Genomic DNA, 18,904 nt, shown 5'->3' on the forward strand with positions numbered 1-18,904 from the left:
ACTTATTTAACCTGTTTCAGAACATCAGCGGTGATGTCTTTAACATCGCTGCCGTTGAAAGCTACAGCGTTCGCATCAACAACCAGATCGATGTTCTGATCGGCAGCTACTGATTTAACAGCGGTCTGAATGCGAGTCACCAGCTTGCCGCGTTCTTCGTTAGAACGACGCTGACGATCCTGCTCGAAAGCCTGCGCTTTCTGAGAGAACGCCTGGCGCTGAGCCATTACGTCTTTTTCCAGCTTGCTGCGGTCGCTTGCTTTCATGGTAGAACCATCACGCTGCAGACGCTGCATTTTGGACTGAAGATCGTTTTCCATACCCTGCAGTTCGCTTGCACGGCCTTTGAATTCGTTTTCCAGAGTCGCAGAAACACCTGTTTTCTGTGCAACCTGCTGGAACAAATTACCCATGTTGACGATTGCAATTTTGTCTGCTGCCTGAGCAGAAGTTGCCATCGCTAAACCGAGACCTGCAGCTAATAACCACTTTTTCACAATTAACTCCTTACCATCCCATTGGCACCAGAAGGTACCGTTCTTTGCGTGGCAAGGCGACCGTGTTACCGATCGCCAGTTGTCAGCGCTACACTGCCAACGCATTCCTTTGCAGCGGATTATTACCAGGTTTTACCAATGTTAAACTGGAATTGCTCCGACTTATCTCCATCATATTTCTTAAACGGCTGGGCGTAAGAGAAGACCAACGGCCCCAGCGGTGACATCCATTGTAATGCGATACCGGCAGACATGCGAATATTGCTCGGATCGCTGTAGTCTGGAACGCCAGCTGCACGCATCTGGGCAGTGTTCTCCCAGTTGGTATCCCACACCGTACCCGCATCCCAGAAGAAGGATGTACGGACGGAGTTCGCATATTTATCACTGATAAACGGCGTTGGCGTGATGAACTCAAGGCTCGCCACGGCCATGGCGTTACCGCCTACAGCATCATCAGAGCTACATACATCTTTTGGATCTCGGCTTTCGCAGTTGTCTTTGTCGTTTCCGCCGTAGTAAACCGCTTTCGGACCAATGTTGTTGGACTGGAAGCCACGCACGGTACTGGAACCACCGGCATAGAAGTTCTCATAGAATGGCAGTTCTTTGCCACCTAACCCATCACCATAGCCCCAACGGGTACGACCCAGAACCACCCACTTATGATCGTCATCGATCGGGAAGTAGGACGCGGTATCCAGCGTCACCTTGTAGAACTCGTTATCGGAACCTGGGACAGTGACTTTACCGTTCAGGTTGACGCGAGAACCTTCCGTTGGGAAGTAGCCACGGTCGAGACGGTTATAGGTCCAGCCGTAGTTGAAGGTGAAGTCATCCGCAGCGAAACCGTTGTTATCGCTGTTTTTGCTTGCCGACTGACCGATAGAGTCCAGATAACGCCACATCGCCACCTGCGGTTGCATGTTAGACAGGTCGTTGTGCACGTAACCTAAGCCAGCACGCAGGGTGTTGTATTCGTTAACCGGGAAGCCAAGCGTACCGTCCACACCGTAACTCTTGTTGGTGTACGAGGACAGATCCGCATCGTCCGCTTTAAAGTCGTTATAGAAGATACGACCGCCCAGGCTCACACCATCAACGGTGAAGTATGGGTTAGTAACAGAGAACTCAGAGTAGGTCTGGTAGTCGTTTTTGGTGCCGTTAATGCCGACAGAGTAACCTGTACCCAGCCAGTTATCCTGCTGCACACCAACCTGGAAGCTGACGCCGCTTTCAGTACCGTAGCCCACACCGAAGTTGAAGCTACCGGTGTTACGTTCTTTCACTTTGTAGACGACATCAACCTGATCCGGGCTGCCCGGTACGCGCTGCGTATCGGTATCAACCGTTTCAAAATAGCCCAGACGGTTCAGACGCTCTTTACCCTGATCGACGAGGTCGCTACCTAACCATGCGCCTTCCATCTGACGCATTTCGCGACGCAGAACGGAATCTTTGGAGGTGTCGTTACCGACGAAGCGAATCTTACGTACGTAGAAACGGTTGCCCGCGTCGACGTTAACGTGCAGCTTAACGGTTTTATCTGCATCGTTGATTTCAGGCTGCGTTTGTACGCGCGGATAGGCATAGCCATAACGTCCGAGCAGCTTCTTAATGCTGTCTTCCATTTTGGTGACTTTGGAGCCGCTGTACAGATCGCCTGGCTGAATTTTGGTCAACGATTCGATTTCAGCTGAATGCCCCGCCAGGTTACCACTCACTTCAACACCAGAAAGCTTGTACTGATCGCCTTCAGTGATGTTAACCGTGATGTAGATACCTTTCTTGTCCGGAGTCAGACTCACCTGAGTCGAGTCGATATTGAAACGCGCGTAGCCACGATCCAGATAGTAGCTGCGCAGGGTTTCGAGGTCGCCCGCCAGTTTTTGTTTCTGGTATTTGCGATCGCCTACCACGTTCCACCACGGCACTTCATCGCGCAGTTGGAAAGTGGAGATCAGTTCGTCGGTGCTAAAGGCGTGGTTGCCGACAATGTTGATCTGCTGGATCTTCGCAGAAACACCTTCCTGGAAGACCAGCTTCAGGTCAACACGGTTACGTGGCAGTGGGGTCACCACCGCTTTCACGCTGGCGCTGTATTTACCGACGCTGTAGTAGAAGTCTTCCAGACCTTTTTCAATGTCCGAAAGGGTTGTGCGGTCCAGGGACTCGCCCACACGAACACCCGATGCTTCAAGGTTCTGCTTGAGCATGTCATCTTTCACCGACTTGTTACCGGAGAAAGTGATACTGGCGATCGTCGGACGTTCTTTTACCTGTACCAGCAGCGTATCACCATCGCGCAGAACGCGAACGTCCTCAAAGTTGCCGGTGGCAAACAGAGCACGGATGGTGTTACTGATATCATCATCATTAACCGTATCGCCGGGGCGTACAGGCATACTGAGGAGGGCCGCACCAACGGCGACACGCTGGAGGCCTTCGAAATGAATGTCTTTCACTACGAACCCGTCAGCACCGTATACGGTGGCGCTGCTAAACAGCAGCGACGCTATGAGCAACTTTTTCATCGCCATCGTTATTATGCGTTCTTCCTAACACTCTCTTACAACCGAGAGAAATCATTGAAAAGTGCAAGCCCCATTAACAGCACCAGCAAAATCGAGCCAATGCGATAACTAAAGTCTTGAACTCGCTCGGATACCGGTCCGCCTTTTAGCTTTTCAATCGCTAAAAACAGCAGATGACCCCCGTCTAAAACGGGAAGCGGGAACAGGTTGATTATCCCAAGGTTCACGCTAATGAGCGCGAGGAACATGAAATAGTAAATCACCCCGAATTCCGCTGACATCCCAGCCCCCTGGGCAATCGAAATTGGCCCACTGAGGTTGTTCAGTTTCACATCACCGGTTATCAATTTCCCCAACATGTTGACCGTCAGCTTCATCAGTTGCCATGTTTTATCCGTGGCTTCAAGGATGGCGCTGAACGGCCCATACTGGCGTATTGTCTTGTACTCATCTGGCAGCGGGATCACTTTTGGCACTACGCCTGCAAACCCTTCTGCCTTTTTGCCGACCGACTTCGTATCCGGGATCAGCGTCAGCGAAAGCGGACTGCCTTGCCTTTCAACTTCCAGCGCGAGAGACGTTCCCGGATTATCGCGCACCAGAGTAACAAAGGTCATCCACTCTGTTAATGGTTGACCATCGACTTTAACGATCCTGTCGCCTGCTTGCAAACCCGCTTTGCTCGCTGCCGAATTTGCCTGTACTTCGGCTAATACCGGCTCAATCTGTGCGCCGCGTGGACGAATGCCCAGCGCAGCAACGGGATCCTCTTTGTCTGGCTCGAAACGCCAGTCACGTAAATCGAGCACTTTGTTCTGGCGCACGTCTGAGCCAAACGGCGATACGCTGATGGTTGTCTGCGGATCGCCAATTTTGGCTACCAGCTGCAGTCGCACAGCATCCCAATCAGGGGTTTCGATGCCATCAATCGCTTTAAGTTCCATCCCGGATGTAATTTGCGCACTTGCCGCGATGGAGTTGGGGGCAATTTCACCCACCACCGGACGCACGCCGGGAACGCCGATGATAAACACCAGCCAGTAAGCGAAAATAGCAAAGATGAAGTTGGCTACCGGTCCGGCAGCAATGATGGCGGCGCGTTGTCCAACGGTTTTATTGTTGAATGCGCTGTGTCGTAGCTCAGGAGCGACAGGCTCAACGCGTTCGTCGAGCATTTTGACGTAGCCGCCCAGCGGGATAAGGGCAATGACAAATTCAGTGCCGTGACGGTCGGTGCGCGTCCAGAGTGATTTGCCAAAACCGATGGAAAACCGCTCTACCCGCACACCACAACGGCGAGCAACCCAGAAATGGCCAAATTCATGCACGGTAATCAGTACACCCAGTGCAACAATGAACGCCGCCAGATTCCAGAGAATGCTCAGCATAAAACCTTCCGTTAAATCGTCCCGAATACCAGTAAAAGCAAACAAGCAAACACTGGAACAGCCGCTGTGAGGCTATCAATGCGATCCAGTATACCGCCATGTCCTGGAATCAGGTGTCCGCTGTCCTTAATCCCTGCTTCACGCTTAAACATACTCTCGGTTAAATCACCGAGCACTGAGGCAAGCGCAGCAAAAATCGAGCACACCAGCAGTATTGACGGTGCCACTTCCAGATTCGCCCAAACGCCATAGCCCCAGGAAATGATCGCTGCCGTAAACAAGCCGCCGATGAATCCTTGCCAGGTTTTACCCGGAGACACTTTCGGTGCCAGTTTATGTTTGCCAAACAGTTTACCAAACATATAGGCCCCGGAGTCAGCCCCCCAGACGAGAATCATCACATAAAGCAGCCAGATCGCACCGCTGTAGTGGTTTTCGTCGTAGTGCCAGGCCCTCAGCGCCACCATACCCCAGAAAAATGGAACAATAGTGAGCAAGCCAAAAATCAGTCGCAGCACTTTTGAATTACGCCATAACGCCGCAGAGCCTGGATAAAAAAGCACCAGCAGCAGTGCACCAACCCACCAGGCCAGCGATACCCACAGGGAACCGGCAACCAGCGGTTGATGAATATCATGGTGATATTCAGGCAACGTAAACAGCATTATGGCCAGGATAAAGCCACAGAGTACCGCAAGCCATACTCGCTGACTGCGCGAGGTAAAGCCGCTAAACTGTCCCCATTCCCACGCGGCAAGCATGCACACCACCAGCGTAACAATAGCGAATCCCACCGGGGGCAGTAAAAACAGCGCCGCAATGACAATGGGTATTAATACAAAAGCGGAAATCAGGCGATACTTCAGCAAAAGCTACCCCCATCAGGCTTTGTCGCCACCAGGCTCGGTGCCGCCGAAACGACGCTCTCGATTGGCAAAGGCATGCAGCGCACCTTCAAAGTCTTGTTCATCAAAATCGGGCCAAAGAACATCCGTAAAGTAAAGTTCGGCATAGGCAATTTGCCATATCAAAAAGTTACTTATGCGATGTTCCCCCCCTGTCCTAATTACCAAATCCACAGGCGCCTGTTCATTCATGCAGATTTGCTTGCTCAGCGCCTCTTCATCAATTTGGTCGGGTCTCAACAGCCCTTCCTGAACCTGCTCGGCCAGATGCCGAACGCCCTGGATAATATCCCAGCGTCCGCCGTAATTCGCCGCAATATTAAGCGTCAGACCGGTATTATTTTCAGTCAACGCTTCTGCTTTACGAATCCGTTCCTGCAAACGTGAGTTAAAACGACTGGTATCGCCAATGATACGCAGGCGGACGTTGTGGCGGTGCAGGCTTTTTACTTCGCTGTCTAGCGCCCACACAAACAATTCCATCAACGCGGTCACTTCCTGCGGAGGTCGATTCCAGTTTTCACTGCTAAAAGCATAGAGCGTTAACGCATCAATGCCGTTATTGGCGGCAAAAGAAACGGCGCGGCGAACAGATTTCGCCCCAGCTTTATGCCCAAAGGCTCGTATCTTCCCTTGTCTTTTCGCCCAGCGGCCATTGCCATCCATAATGATTGCTACATGACGGCAGCCATGAGCTGGCAAGTTTTCGCTTATTGGTTGATTCGCAGACAACATAACGCGTTTTTTGTCCCTGAAAAGGATTTAACGGTACTCAGGAATACTGAAGCCTATACATAAAAAAGCCGTGTCAAACCACGGCTTACCTGACCACATAAAGTCAAATTCCTGCGATCAGGTGGCGCAGACTATATCACTGAAGCCCAACGCTAACAAATAGCACGACGACTAGTGCTTGCTTTATCACCAGCTTGCGAGACGTGTCACCTGTTGGCGCGCAATATCACGCGCAGCCGCATCCACCGCCAGCACCTCTTCCACGCTCTGTGGTTCGCGCAAATCCATCATTTCCAGTACCGATAAATTTAACGACGCGATATCGGTAAAACGAATCTGCTGATTCAGAAATGCTTCAACGGTAATTTCATTAGCTGCATTGAGTGCCGTCGTCGCCGCTTGCCCCTGGTCAAAGGCATTCATCGCAAGCTTCAGACAAGGATAGCGGTCATAGTCTGGTTCGCTGAACGTCAGGGAACTTAACTTGCAGAAATCAAGCGGCTTCACGCCGGATTTCACTCGATTCGGCCACGCCATTGAATGGGCAATAGGCGTACGCATATCTGGCTCGCCCAGCTGCGCCAGCACGCTGCCATCCTGATAACGCACCATCGAGTGAATCACCGATTGCGGGTGAATCAGTACTTCCATCTGTTTCGCTGACGCATTAAACAGCCAGCGCGCTTCAATGTATTCCAGACCTTTGTTCATCATGGTGGCAGAGTCAACGGAGATTTTACGCCCCATCGACCAGTTCGGATGACGGCACGCCTGGTCCGGCGTCATAGCGCTCAGTTCAGACAGTGGCGTTTCACGGAACGGGCCACCAGACCCGGTAAGCAGAATAGATACCACGCCATTCTGCTCCAGGTCAGCGTACCCCAGGTTCTGTTGAAAAGGTTGCGGTAAACTCTGAAAAATCGCGTTGTGTTCGCTGTCGACCGGTAAAAGACGCGTGCCGCGCTGCTTCACCGCATCCATAAACAGGCGTCCACAGGTGACCAGTGACTCTTTATTGGCCAGCAGAACATCCTTACCGGCATCAATCGCGGCAAGCGTCGGCAATAATCCTGCCGCCCCGACGATGGCTGCCATAACCTGATCGACTTCATCCAGCGCCGCCATCTCGCAGGCCGCCTGTTGGCCACTCAGAACTTCGGTTCGACAGCCCTTTTCAAGCAGTTGCACTTTCAGCAGACGCGCGCTCTCTTCGTCATCCATCACCGCATAGCGGGGCGCAAACTCCAGGCACTGCTCGACCATTCGCTGCACATTCTTACCGGCCACCAGCGCTGTCACGGTGTAAAGTTCAGGATTATGGCGAACAACATCGAGAGTGCTGCAACCGATAGAGCCGGTTGAGCCAAGGAGAGTTAAATGCTTCATGGGATGCCCGAAAAAAGTTAGACCAGATAAAAGCAAAACGCCGCCAGCAAGACCCGAAGTCCCTCTGAACGGCGTTTATCAGTGTACGACAGAAATCAGAACTGCATCAGTTCTGCTTCTTTATCTGCCAGCGCCGCATCAATTTTCTTGATGGCAGCGTCGGTCATTTTCTGAATGTCGTCCTGAGAACGACGATCGTCATCTTCACTGATCTCTTTTTCTTTCAGCAGCGCTTTTACTTTGTCGTTCGCGTCGCGACGGACGTTACGCACGGAAACACGACCCTGCTCAGCTTCACCACGAACCACTTTGATCAGATCTTTACGACGTTCTTCGGTCAGCGGAGGCAGTGGAACGCGGATATCAGCACCCGCAGAGCTTGGGTTCAGGCCGAGGTCAGAGGCCATGATCGCTTTCTCAACGGCCGGGCTCATTGAGCGATCGAACACGTTGATTTTCAGCGTACGGGTATCTTCTACCGTCACGCTCGCCAACTGGCGCAGAGGAGTTGGCGTACCGTAGTATTCTACGATAATGCCATCCAGCAGGCTTGGAGAAGCACGGCCAGTACGGATTTTGCTGATTTGGGTTTTGAACGCTTCTACGCATTTTTCCATGCGTACTTCAGCATCTTTTCTGATGTCGTTAATCACGTTACGAATCCTTGAAAACTTGTCTCAGGCAGACTATCCGCCAGCACAGCGCTAGAGGTGTGCTAAGTATAGTCGCGTTTAATTCATGACAACGCCAAAGGCGCGCCCGGGTAAGATACCACTACAAAATAAAGCGGAATCTTACCTGTATTTATCGTCAACGGAAATTATTCCGTGATCAAAGTGCCTTCTTTTTCGCCCATGACCACGCGACGCAATGCGCCAGGTTTGTTCATGTTGAAGACACGGATCGGCAGTTTGTGGTCGCGAGCCAGCGTGAAGGCGGCAAGATCCATCACTTTCAGCTCTTTATCCAGTACTTCATTATAGGACAGCTGATCGTACATGGTCGCAGAAGGATCTTTTGCCGGATCGGCAGTAAACACGCCATCGACTTTGGTCGCTTTCAGTACCACATCGGCTTCAATCTCGATACCGCGCAGGCAGGCAGCAGAATCGGTAGTAAAGAACGGGTTACCCGTACCGGCGGAGAGGATCACCACGCGGTTGTTGCGCAGCAGGCTGATGGCTTCTGCCCAGCTGTAATTATCGCATACGCCATTCAGTGGAATCGCGGACATCAGGCGGGCATTCACATAGGCACGATGCAGTGCATCACGCATTGCCAGACCATTCATAACTGTTGCCAGCATACCCATGTGGTCGCCTACAACGCGGTTCATCCCCGCTTTCGCCAGACCAGCACCACGGAAAAGGTTGCCACCGCCAATGACCACGCCAACCTGGATACCCAGTTCGACCAGTTCTTTGATTTCCTGTGCCATGCGATCAAGGATGCTTGCGTCAATACCGAAGCCTTCCGATCCCTGCAGCGCTTCGCCACTCAGCTTAAGCAGAATGCGTTTGTACACGGGTTTTGCATTGGTAGCCATGTTTCTTTCCTGAGACTGTCAACGATTAAGATGGGGGTTAATTCTGGCGACATGATATGCCGCAAATCAGCACAGCGATACTGGAGCCTGTCTGATTTCATATGACGGGTGACAAAAAGAAGCCGCCCTCAGGCGGCTCCTTTTCAATCATTAAGACTGCTTGGACATTGCAGCAACTTCTGCTGCGAAGTCAGTCTCAACTTTCTCGATGCCTTCGCCCACTTCGAAGCGGATGAAGCCAGTTACGTCAGCGTTGTGCTCTTTCAGCAGCTGAGCAACAGACTTGCTTGGATCCATAACGAATGGCTGGCCAGTCAGAGAAACTTCGCCGGTGAATTTCTTCATGCGGCCTTCAACCATTTTCTCTGCGATTTCTTTTGGCTTACCAGACTGCATCGCGATGTCCAGCTGAACCTGGTACTCTTTCTCTACCACTTCAGCAGACACGTCTTCTGGCTTAACGAATTCTGGTTTGCTTGCAGCGATGTGCATCGCCAGCTGTTTAACCAGCTCTTCGTCAGCGCCTTTAGCCGCAACCAGAACACCGATACGTGCACCGTGCTGGTAAGAGCCCAGAACGTCGCCTTCCAGAGAAGAAACGCGACGGATGTTGATGTTCTCACCGATTTTAGCAACCAGCGCAACACGTTCTTCTTCGAACTGTGCTTTCAGAACTTCAACGTCAGTGATTTTGCCAGCAACAGCTGCGTCCAGAACTTTGTTAGCAAATGCCTGGAAACCACCATCTTTAGCAACGAAGTCAGTCTGGCAGTTAACTTCCAGAATGATGCCGTAGTTGCCGTCGATCTTAGTGATGATCACGCCGTCAGCAGCAACGTTGCCTGCTTTTTTAGCTGCTTTGATCGCACCGGATTTACGCATGTTTTCGATTGCCAGCTCGATGTCGCCGTTCGCTTCAGTCAGCGCTTTTTTGCAATCCATCATGCCTGCGCCAGTACGCTCGCGCAGCTCTTTTACCAGGGATGCGGTAATTTCAGCCATTCTTAAATCCTCGGGAGATGTGAACTGCCCGGCCAGAGGCCAAACAGTGTAAATTGAAAAAAGGGGCCGGTAATGGGCCCCTATTCATACACGGTACTAATAAGGGGTAAAACCTTATTATTCAGCTTCTACGAAGCTTTCTTCCGCCTGAGAAGCCAGATCCTGGGAACGGCCTTCACGAACGGTAGCAGCTACAGCGCCCAGGTACAGGCTGATAGCACGGATTGCATCGTCGTTACCCGGGATAACGAAGTCAACACCGTCCGGATCGGAGTTGGTATCAACGATAGCAAATACCGGGATACCCAGGTTGTTAGCTTCTTTGATTGCGATGTGCTCGTGGTCTGCATCGATTACGAACAGCGCGTCTGGCAGGCCGCCCATATCTTTGATACCGCCCAGGCTGTTTTCCAGCTTGTCCAGTTCACGAGTACGCATCAGCGCTTCTTTCTTAGTCAGCTTGTCGAAAGTACCGTCCTGAGACTGGGTTTCCAGATCTTTCAGGCGTTTGATTGACTGACGAACGGTTTTCCAGTTGGTCAGCATGCCGCCCAACCAGCGATGGTTCACGAAGAACTGGTCGCAGCTGTTAGCAGCTTCTTTCACAGCTTCGCTTGCAGCGCGTTTAGTACCAACCATCAGAATCTTACCTTTACGGGAAGAGATCTTGTTCAGCTCAGCCAGGGCTTCGTTGAACATTGGTACAGTTTTCTCAAGGTTGATGATGTGAACTTTGTTACGCGCGCCGAAGATGAAAGGCTTCATTTTCGGGTTCCAGTAACGGGTCTGGTGACCAAAGTGAACACCAGCCTTGAGCATGTCGCGCATGGAAACAGTTGCCATGTTTAAAACCTCTATATTAAAAGTTGGGGTTATGCCTCCACGTATCCCATATTACCGACCCCAAAGGGCACCCCGGAATATGTGCCGATACGTGTGTGTTGTTACACAAAGTGAGATTTGTCGCTTCCGTCCAGCCTGTGTATCTGAAATGGATCGGAAGTCCGGCGCGCTTTATACCACAAAACGCCACCATAAACCAACTGTTGTTGGCGTAGAGTGCTGTTAATGATTCTCAATTTGGCACGGGGTGTGCCTGACTGATACCATTGACAACACTTAGACTAGTATTGTCGAAAAAATCGACACCGATGGACAGATTACATGGCTATCTCTATTAAGACACCTGAAGAAATTGAAAAGATGCGCGTCGCCGGTCGTCTGGCCGCGGAAGTGCTGGAAATGATCGAGCCGTTCGTGAAGCCGGGCGTCAGCACCGGTGAGCTGGACCGCATCTGTAATGACTATATCGTTAATGAGCAGCACGCGGTTTCCGCCTGCCTCGGCTACCACGGTTTCCCGAAATCCGTCTGCATTTCTATTAATGAAGTGGTGTGCCACGGTATCCCGGACAACGAAAAACTGCTGAAAGATGGTGACATCGTCAACATCGACGTCACAGTCATTAAAGACGAGTACCACGGTGACACCTCAAAAATGTTCATCGTTGGCAAGCCAACCATCCTGGGCGAGCGTCTGTGCAAAGTGACGCAAGAGAGCCTCTACCTGGCCCTGAAAATGGTTAAACCGGGTATTCGCCTGCGTACTATTGGTGCCGCCATTCAAAAGTTCGTCGAAGCGGAAGGTTTCTCCGTGGTACGCGAATACTGCGGTCACGGTATTGGCCGCGTCTTCCACGAAGAACCGCAGGTCCTGCACTATGATGCAGATGACGGCGGCGTGGTGCTGCAAAAAGGCATGACCTTTACCATCGAACCGATGGTTAACGCGGGTGACTACCGCATCCGTACCATGAAAGATGGCTGGACGGTCAAAACCAAAGACAGAAGCTTGTCTGCGCAGTACGAGCATACTATTGTGGTAACAGACAACGGCTGCGAAATTATGACGTTGCGCAAGGATGACACCATCCCGGCGATACTGACGCACGATGAATGATAAAAAAGCCGGCAAATGCCGGCTTTTTTAATGGCTATAGTTTTTTCTTATGGGTGGCGCACGATGAGTAATCTTTTACCCGAACAGTATGCTAACACAGCACTTCCCACCCTCCCCGACCAGCCCGATAACCCGGGCGTCTGGCCGCAACACGAGCTGACCTGTGCCGGCATCAAGGCGCACATGGACGTCTTTCACCGTTGGCTTGGAAGCGCATTTGATGCCGGTATTTCCGCAGAGCAGCTGATTGAAGCGCGTACCGAATTTATCGACCAGCTCCTGCAGCGTCTGTGGATCGATTACGGGTTTGGGCAGATCAGTGATGTCGCGCTGGTTGCCGTTGGGGGCTATGGCCGCGGAGAGCTGCATCCGCTTTCTGATATCGATCTCCTCATCTTAAGCCGCAAAAAGCTGCCGGACGAACAGGCACAAAAAATTGGCGAACTGCTGACCCTGCTCTGGGATGTGAAGCTGGAAGTGGGTCATAGCGTGCGCACCCTGGAAGAGTGTCTGCTGGAAGGGTTATCCGACCTGACCGTCGCCACCAACCTGATCGAAACCCGCCTGCTGATTGGTGATGTCGCGCTGTTCCTGGAACTGCAAAAACATATCTTCAGCGACGGCTTCTGGCCGTCAGAAAAGTTCTTCGCCGCGAAGGTCGAAGAGCAAAATCAGCGCCACCAGCGCTATCACGGCACCAGCTATAATCTTGAACCCGATATTAAAAGCAGCCCCGGCGGCCTGCGCGATATCCACACGTTACAGTGGGTCGCCCGTCGCCATTTTGGCGCCACCTCCATGGACGAGATGGTCGGCTTTGGCTTCTTAACCGAGGCCGAGCGTAACGAGCTCAACGAGTGTCTGCACCTGCTCTGGCGCATTCGCTTTGCCCTGCATCTGGAAGTGACGCGCTACGATAACCGTCTGCTGTTTGACCGTCAGCTCAGCGTTGCCCAGCGCCTCAACTACAGCGGCGAGGGGAACGAACCGGTTGAGCATATGATGAAGGATTTCTTCCGCGTCACCCGCCGGGTCACGGAGCTGAACCAGATGCTGTTGCAGCTGTTCGACGAGGCCATCCTGGCCCTGACGGCGGACGAAAAACCGCGTCCGATTGATGACGAATTCCAGCTACGCGGCACGCTTATCGATCTGCGCGACGAAACGCTGTTTATCCGCGAGCCGGAAGCGATTCTACGAATGTTCTATACCATGGTGCGTAACAGCACCATCACCGGGATCTACTCCACCACTCTGCGACATTTACGTCATGCGCGCCGCCATTTGACGCAGCCGCTGTGCTATATCCCGGAAGCACGCTCGCTGTTCCTCAGCATGCTCCGCCACCCGGGGGCCGTCAGCCGTGGGCTGCTGCCGATGCACCGCCACAGCGTGCTGTGGGCCTATATGCCGCAGTGGTCGCACATTGTCGGGCAAATGCAGTTTGATCTGTTCCACGCCTACACGGTGGATGAACACACCATCCGCGTCATGCTCAAGCTGGAAAGTTTTGCCAGAGAAGATACGCGATCCCGCCACCCGCTGTGCGTGGAGTTATGGCCGCGCCTTAGCCATCCGGAATTGATCCTGATTGCCGCCCTGTTCCACGACATTGCGAAAGGTCGCGGCGGTGACCATTCGGTGCTGGGCGCGCAGGACGTGCTTAAATTTGCCGAACTGCACGGCCTGAACTCACGTGAAACGCAGCTTGTGGCCTGGCTGGTGCGCCATCACCTGCTGATGTCGGTCACCGCACAGCGTCGTGATATTCAGGATCCTGAAGTGATCAAGCAGTTTGCGGAAGAGGTTCAGACGGAAAACCGTCTGCGCTATCTGGTCTGCCTGACGGTGGCCGATATCTGCGCCACCAACGAAACGCTGTGGAACAGCTGGAAACAAAGCCTGCTGCGCGAGCTCTATTTCGCCACTGAAAAACAGCTGCGCCGCGGCATGCAAAACGCGCCGGACATGCGCGAGCGCGTGCGCCACCACCAGCTGCAGGCGCTCGCGCTGCTGCGGATGGATAACATCAATGAAGAAGCTCTGCATCAGATTTGGGCCCGCTGCCGTGCCAACTATTTTGTCCGCCACAGCCCAAACCAGCTTGCCTGGCACGCGCGGCATCTGCTCAAGCACGATCTGACGCAGCCGATGATCCTGCTGAGCCCACAGGCCACGCGCGGCGGGACGGAGATTTTCATCTGGAGCCCGGACCGGCCTTATCTGTTTGCTGCGGTCTGTGCCGAGCTGGACAGGCGTAATCTGAGCGTTCACGACGCGCAAATTTTCACCACCCGCGACGGCATGGCGATGGATACCTTTATTGTGCTTGAGCCGGACGGCAGCCCGCTGTCGTCGGACAGACATGAGGGAATACGCTTCGGGCTTGAACAGGCGATCACCCAGCGCAGCTGGCAGCCGCCGCAGCCGCGTCGCCAGCCTGCAAAATTGCGTCATTTTACCGTCGATACCGAAGTCAACTTCCTGCCGACCCACACCGACAGGAAATCGTTCCTGGAGCTGATCGCACTGGACCAGCCAGGGCTACTCGCCCGCGTCGGCCAGGTGTTTGCCGATCTGGGAATTTCGCTTCATGGGGCAAGAATTACAACCATTGGCGAGCGAGTAGAAGATTTATTTATAATCGCAACAGCGGACCGGCGTGCCCTTAATAATGACCTGCAGCTTGAAGTACAACAACGGTTGACAGCAGCCCTCAATCCAAACGATAAAGGGTGACGTGTTTTTTAGTGAAATGGAAAGAGTAAACCATGCAGCAGTTACAGAACGTTATTGAGTCCGCCTTTGAGCGTCGCGCCGAGATTACCCCGGCAAATGTGGATACCGTGACCCGTGAAGCGGTAAACCAGGTGATTTCCCTGCTGGATTCCGGCGCATTGCGCGTGGCAGAAAAAATCGACGGTCAGTGGGTCACTCATCAATGGCTGAAGAAAGCGGTGCTGCTCTCTTTCCGCATTAATGATAACCAGGTTATCGACGGAGCAGAAAGCCGCTACTTCGATAAAGTGCCAATGAAATTCGCTGACTACGATGAAGCGCGTTTCCAGAAAGAAGGCTTCCGCGTGGTACCACCTGCGGCAGTGCGTCAGGGCGCCTTTATCGCGCGCAATACCGTTCTGATGCCTTCCTACGTGAACATCGGTGCTTACGTTGACGAAGGCACCATGGTGGATACCTGGGCAACCGTCGGTTCTTGCGCGCAGATCGGTAAAAACGTTCACCTCTCAGGCGGCGTCGGCATCGGTGGTGTTCTGGAACCACTACAGGCTAACCCGACCATCATCGAAGACAACTGCTTTATCGGCGCACGTTCTGAAGTTGTTGAAGGCGTGATCGTTGAAGAAGGCTCCGTGATCTCCATGGGCGTTTACATCGGTCAGAGCACCCGTATTTACGATCGCGAAACCGGTGAAGTACATTACGGTCGCGTGCCGGCGGGCTCCGTGGTGGTTTCCGGCAACCTGCCGTCAAAAGATGGCAAATACAGCCTGTACTGTGCGGTTATCGTGAAGAAAGTGGATGCGAAAACGCGCGGTAAAGTTGGCATCAACGAATTGCTGCGCACCATCGATTAATCGGGTATAACAAAAAGCGGGGGCAACCCCGCTTTTTTTATATCTGAGGGTGGCGAAAATAGATTTTTTCGTTAATTATTCAAAGGTTATGTTGAGATCAAGGGTACCGCTATGTACGATAATCTGAAAAGTCTGGGCATTACCAATCCTGATGAAATTGATCGTTACAGCCTCCGTCAGGAAGCCAATAACGATATTCTGAAAATCTATTTTCACAAGGACAAAGGAGAGTTTTTCGCCAAAAGCGTGAAGTTTAAATATCCACGCCAGCGTAAGACCGTTGTTGCTGACGGTGTAGGACAGGGATACAAAGAAGTACAGGAAATCAGCCCTAACCTGCGCTATGTGATCGATGAACTCGATCAGATCTGCCAGCGCGACCGCACCGAAGTCGATCTCAAGCGTAAGATCCTTGACGATCTGCGTCACCTTGAAAGCGTTGTGACCAACAAGATCAGCGAGATTGAAGCGGATCTTGAGAAATTAACCCGCAACAAATAAGTTGAGTACGGCCTGATGCCCTCTCCCACACGGAGAGGGAGAAAACCATCATGTAGGCCGGGTAAGGCGAAGCCGCCACCCGGCAAACAGCATCATCTCTGCTCATCCAGCTGCAGCGCCACATACAGCAGCAGCCTGTCGTCAAAATTCCCCAGATCCAGCCCCGTCAGCTCCGAAATCCGATTTAACCGATACTCCAGGGTATTGCGATGAATAAACAGCGCTTTCGACGTCGCCAGCGGCTGCACGTTATGACGGAACCACGCCTGTAGCGTCCGGCGCAGCAGGCCGTTGTTGTCCATGGCTTTCAGACGCGCTAATGGCCGTGCCAGCTCATTGGCCTGCCAGCCGCCGCGCAGGCTGTCGAGCAGCACCGGCAGCATCAGATCCTGATAGAAATAACTTCGGCTCTCCGGCATGCGCTGCTTGCCCACCATCATGGTGGTACGCGCGGTACGCCAGGAGCGGGCGATACTGCCCGGCCCGGTAAAGTAGTTGCCCAGCGCTACGCGAAAACGCAGTTGACCATTCTCCTTCATTCGTGCGATCAGCAGCTCTACGCGACGACGGTGATCTTCTGCATCCCAGCGACCAAACTGATTGAGCGCCGGTTTGAGCACCACCATTTCCGTCAGAGAGACTATCGCCACCAGATTGTCGCGCTCCGGCGTCGCCAGCGCATTTTGCAGCTGCTGCAACTCGGCCATCGCACTGTCGACCCCAAGCTGGCCGCTATCGACCTCAATCACCGCCACGACGCGCGGCTGGTTTAGATCGATCCCCAGACGCTGCGCCCATTCGCTGAGTGCAGGGGTATGCTCTTCCGCCTGAATAAGATTCATCACCAGCTCTTCTCGCAAGCGGCTGTCCTGGGCGAGCAGGTGCATCAGGCGCGACTGCTCCAGCATCATTTCCGCCGTCATACAGACCAGCTCGCCGTATTTTCGCAGGGACTCCGGTTCGCCGGTCAGGCCAATGACGCCAACAATTTCCCCTTCAAGACGCAGCGGTAAATTAATCCCCTGCCGCACACCGTGAAGATGTTTCGCTACCGCGTCGTCGATATCCACGACCCGCCCCTGGGAAAGCACCAGCAGCGCGCCTTCGTGCAATTCACCAATACGCTCGCGATCGCCGCTGCCAATAATGCGCCCGCGGGCATCCATTACGTTGATATTGGTATCAATGATGCGCATGGTGCGCGCCACGATATCCTGCGCCATTTTGGTATCAAGATGCCAGCCAGCCATGCAACCCTCCTGTGAGCAGAGCTCAAGCATAGGGAAGTTCAGCTACGGCTGCATTGTGCAAATGCACAAAGAGAGAGGGAGAAGTATGGACTTGTGGAAAGGGTCACAGAAACAAGAAAAGCCCCTGCCTGTTACAAACAGGGGCTTACAGAAATTACTGCATCAGCAGGTAGATAGAGGAGTCACCACGCTGGATATTCAGCGCCAGCACGGAAGGCTTGCTGTCGAGAATTTTGCGCAGTTCAGCGATGTTTTTCACCGGCTGCTGGTTAGCACCCATGATCACATCCCCTTTTTTCAGGCCAATACGGGCTGCCGGTGAATTCGCTTTCACGTTGTTCACCACCACGCCTTTATCTGCCCCTTTGTTGCTCATCTCTGCGCCTTCAATACCGCTGAAGATGGTGCTGGAATCAACCTGATTCTGGCTGCTCTGCTGCAGCTCCAGGCTCACGTTAACCGGCTTACCGTCGCGCAGCAGGCCGAGGGTGACTTTACTGCCAATCGGCATGGACCCCACTTCGGCACGCAGGGCAGCAAAGCTGCTGATCGGTTTACCGTTCAGGGAGGTGATCACATCACCCGCTTTAATACCCGCTTTCGCCGCAGAGGAGTTCGGCATCACCTGGCTGACGAATGCCCCGCGCTGAGCGTCGACTTTCATTGCCTTAGCCAGTTCGGAGTTCAGTTCCGTACCGAGGATACCCAGCTCACCGCGTTTCACCTGGCCGTACTGCACCATCTGCGCGGTCAGGTTTTTCACCATGTTACTTGGGATAGCAAAGCCGATACCGATGTTGCCGCCGTCCGGTGCCAGGATAGCGGTGTTGATACCGATCAGCTCACCGTTCAGGTTCACCAGCGCACCGCCGGAGTTACCGCGGTTGATCGCCGCATCCGTCTGGATGAAGTTTTCATAGTTTTCGGCATTGAGGCCGCTGCGACCCAGCGCAGAGACGATACCGGAAGTCACGGTTTCACCCAGACCGAACGGGTTACCGATTGCCACGGTATAGTCACCCACGCGCAGCGCGTCGGAGTCGGCAATTTTAATCGCCGTCAGGTTTTTCGGATCCTGAATCTGGATAAGCGCGATGTCGGAGCGCGGGTCTTTACCCACCACTTTGGCGTCGAACTTACGGCCATCACTCAGCTGCACCTTAATGCTGTTAGCGTTATCAACAACGTGGTTGTTGGTGACGACGTAGCCTTTCGCTGCATCAATAATCACCCCCGAGCCAAGCGCCATGAATTTCTGCTGCTGGGCGCCGCCCTGGCTGTCATCCCCTGCGCCACCGCCCTGACAGAACGGAGAGCTCTGGAATGGCGAACCGTCCTGGCAGAACGGCGAGTTGTCACCAAAGAACTGCTGGAAGTTACGCGGCATGCGCGGCGTATTGACGGTCGTGCTTCCCTCAACGTTAATACTCACCACCGATGGCATCACCTTTTCGAGCATCGGTGCCAGGCTTGGCATCTGCTGCGCGGTTGCTGCCGATGACGCGGTCTCGGCTGCAGTAGCAGTCAGAGGAGACAGCGCTAAACCTAAACTCAGAGCCAGTGCACTCATTGCTAATGTGGTTTTTTTCATGTTTCTCAATCTCG

Annotated in this window: 16 protein-coding genes; 4 read left to right on the top strand and 12 right to left on the bottom strand. The window is 53.2% G+C overall.

The window, feature by feature from the left end:
* Positions 1-2 precede the first annotated feature (2 nt).
* The 10 genes from skp to rpsB form a co-directional block, all read right to left on the bottom strand.
* The gene (gene skp, locus PYW49_RS15255) at positions 3-497 is read right to left on the bottom strand and encodes a molecular chaperone Skp (RefSeq protein ID WP_029741200.1); all 495 of its coding nucleotides are present in this window, start codon (positions 495-497) and stop codon (positions 3-5) included.
* Positions 498-619: 122 nt separating this feature from the next.
* A complete protein-coding gene (gene bamA / locus PYW49_RS15260; RefSeq protein ID WP_134349711.1) occupies positions 620-3,037 on the bottom strand; it encodes an outer membrane protein assembly factor BamA in 2,418 nt (805 codons plus the stop codon).
* 29 nt (positions 3,038-3,066) lie between these two features.
* The gene (gene rseP / locus PYW49_RS15265) at positions 3,067-4,419 is read right to left on the bottom strand and encodes a sigma E protease regulator RseP (protein ID WP_320386880.1); all 1,353 of its coding nucleotides are present in this window, start codon (positions 4,417-4,419) and stop codon (positions 3,067-3,069) included.
* Between the two features lie 11 nt (positions 4,420-4,430).
* On the bottom strand, positions 4,431-5,288 hold the full coding sequence (gene cdsA / locus PYW49_RS15270; RefSeq protein WP_047346413.1) for a phosphatidate cytidylyltransferase: 858 nt from the start codon (positions 5,286-5,288) through the stop codon (positions 4,431-4,433).
* 12 nt (positions 5,289-5,300) lie between these two features.
* Positions 5,301-6,059 carry a (2E,6E)-farnesyl-diphosphate-specific ditrans,polycis-undecaprenyl-diphosphate synthase gene (ispU, locus tag PYW49_RS15275; protein WP_048339029.1) on the bottom strand — a complete coding sequence of 253 codons (759 nt, stop codon included), beginning with the start codon at positions 6,057-6,059 and terminating at the stop codon, positions 5,301-5,303.
* A gap of 186 nt (positions 6,060-6,245) precedes the next feature.
* Entirely contained in the window at positions 6,246-7,445 is a 1,200-nt protein-coding gene (gene ispC, locus PYW49_RS15280; RefSeq protein ID WP_134349708.1) for a 1-deoxy-D-xylulose-5-phosphate reductoisomerase, read from the bottom strand.
* 95 nt (positions 7,446-7,540) lie between these two features.
* The gene (gene frr / locus PYW49_RS15285) at positions 7,541-8,098 is read right to left on the bottom strand and encodes a ribosome recycling factor (protein ID WP_023334573.1); all 558 of its coding nucleotides are present in this window, start codon (positions 8,096-8,098) and stop codon (positions 7,541-7,543) included.
* Between the two features lie 167 nt (positions 8,099-8,265).
* Positions 8,266-8,991 (bottom strand): UMP kinase, encoded by a 726-nt coding sequence (pyrH, locus tag PYW49_RS15290; RefSeq protein WP_047346409.1) that lies wholly within the window; start codon positions 8,989-8,991, stop codon positions 8,266-8,268.
* A gap of 150 nt (positions 8,992-9,141) precedes the next feature.
* The gene (gene tsf / locus PYW49_RS15295; protein ID WP_014882627.1) at positions 9,142-9,993 is read right to left on the bottom strand and encodes a translation elongation factor Ts; all 852 of its coding nucleotides are present in this window, start codon (positions 9,991-9,993) and stop codon (positions 9,142-9,144) included.
* Between the two features lie 117 nt (positions 9,994-10,110).
* Positions 10,111-10,836, bottom strand: coding sequence for a 30S ribosomal protein S2 (rpsB, locus tag PYW49_RS15300; RefSeq protein WP_134349707.1), 726 nt, complete (start codon positions 10,834-10,836; stop codon positions 10,111-10,113).
* Between the two features lie 321 nt (positions 10,837-11,157).
* On the opposite strand from rpsB, the gene map reads away from it, so the two are divergent.
* The 4 genes from map to PYW49_RS15320 all read left to right on the top strand — a co-directional run bounded on the left by map (position 11,158) and on the right by PYW49_RS15320 (position 16,049).
* On the top strand, positions 11,158-11,952 hold the full coding sequence (gene map / locus PYW49_RS15305) for a type I methionyl aminopeptidase (RefSeq protein WP_047346408.1): 795 nt from the start codon (positions 11,158-11,160) through the stop codon (positions 11,950-11,952).
* A 63-nt stretch (positions 11,953-12,015) separates the two neighbouring features.
* Positions 12,016-14,691 (top strand): bifunctional uridylyltransferase/uridylyl-removing protein GlnD, encoded by a 2,676-nt coding sequence (gene glnD, locus PYW49_RS15310; RefSeq protein WP_320386881.1) that lies wholly within the window; start codon positions 12,016-12,018, stop codon positions 14,689-14,691.
* Positions 14,692-14,723: 32 nt separating this feature from the next.
* Positions 14,724-15,548: a 2,3,4,5-tetrahydropyridine-2,6-dicarboxylate N-succinyltransferase gene (gene dapD / locus PYW49_RS15315; protein WP_008501915.1), complete on the top strand. Its 825-nt coding sequence runs from the start codon at positions 14,724-14,726 to the stop codon at positions 15,546-15,548.
* Between the two features lie 111 nt (positions 15,549-15,659).
* Entirely contained in the window at positions 15,660-16,049 is a 390-nt protein-coding gene (locus PYW49_RS15320) for a DUF3461 family protein (protein ID WP_008501916.1), read from the top strand.
* 92 nt (positions 16,050-16,141) lie between these two features.
* On the opposite strand, the gene cdaR is transcribed toward PYW49_RS15320, so the two are convergent.
* Together cdaR and degP are read right to left on the bottom strand one after the other, a co-directional pair.
* Positions 16,142-17,299 (bottom strand): DNA-binding transcriptional regulator CdaR, encoded by a 1,158-nt coding sequence (gene cdaR / locus PYW49_RS15325; RefSeq protein ID WP_134349705.1) that lies wholly within the window; start codon positions 17,297-17,299, stop codon positions 16,142-16,144.
* A gap of 154 nt (positions 17,300-17,453) precedes the next feature.
* On the bottom strand, positions 17,454-18,890 hold the full coding sequence (degP, locus tag PYW49_RS15330; protein WP_134349704.1) for a serine endoprotease DegP: 1,437 nt from the start codon (positions 18,888-18,890) through the stop codon (positions 17,454-17,456).
* Positions 18,891-18,904: the final 14 nt, after the last annotated feature.

It is taken from the genome of Enterobacter chinensis (genome assembly GCF_034008295.1).
Lineage (GTDB): Bacteria > Pseudomonadota > Gammaproteobacteria > Enterobacterales > Enterobacteriaceae > Enterobacter > Enterobacter chinensis.

Bases quoted from the DNA above. Each gene is read 5' to 3' on its own strand.
- PYW49_RS15320 (WP_008501916.1), top strand. From the start codon at position 15,660: ATGTACGATAATCTGAAAAGTCTGGGCATTACCAATCCTGATGAAATT.
- pyrH (WP_047346409.1), bottom strand. From the start codon at position 8,991: ATGGCTACCAATGCAAAACCCGTGTACAAACGCATTCTGCTTAAGCTG.
- rpsB (WP_134349707.1), bottom strand. From the start codon at position 10,836: ATGGCAACTGTTTCCATGCGCGACATGCTCAAGGCTGGTGTTCACTTT.
- dapD (WP_008501915.1), top strand. From the start codon at position 14,724: ATGCAGCAGTTACAGAACGTTATTGAGTCCGCCTTTGAGCGTCGCGCC.
- rseP (WP_320386880.1), bottom strand. From the start codon at position 4,419: ATGCTGAGCATTCTCTGGAATCTGGCGGCGTTCATTGTTGCACTGGGT.
- ispC (WP_134349708.1), bottom strand. From the start codon at position 7,445: ATGAAGCATTTAACTCTCCTTGGCTCAACCGGCTCTATCGGTTGCAGC.
- glnD (WP_320386881.1), top strand. From the start codon at position 12,016: ATGAGTAATCTTTTACCCGAACAGTATGCTAACACAGCACTTCCCACC.
- bamA (WP_134349711.1), bottom strand. From the start codon at position 3,037: ATGGCGATGAAAAAGTTGCTCATAGCGTCGCTGCTGTTTAGCAGCGCC.
- degP (WP_134349704.1), bottom strand. From the start codon at position 18,890: ATGAAAAAAACCACATTAGCAATGAGTGCACTGGCTCTGAGTTTAGGT.
- cdaR (WP_134349705.1), bottom strand. From the start codon at position 17,299: ATGGCTGGCTGGCATCTTGATACCAAAATGGCGCAGGATATCGTGGCG.
- map (WP_047346408.1), top strand. From the start codon at position 11,158: ATGGCTATCTCTATTAAGACACCTGAAGAAATTGAAAAGATGCGCGTC.
- ispU (WP_048339029.1), bottom strand. From the start codon at position 6,059: ATGTTGTCTGCGAATCAACCAATAAGCGAAAACTTGCCAGCTCATGGC.
- tsf (WP_014882627.1), bottom strand. From the start codon at position 9,993: ATGGCTGAAATTACCGCATCCCTGGTAAAAGAGCTGCGCGAGCGTACT.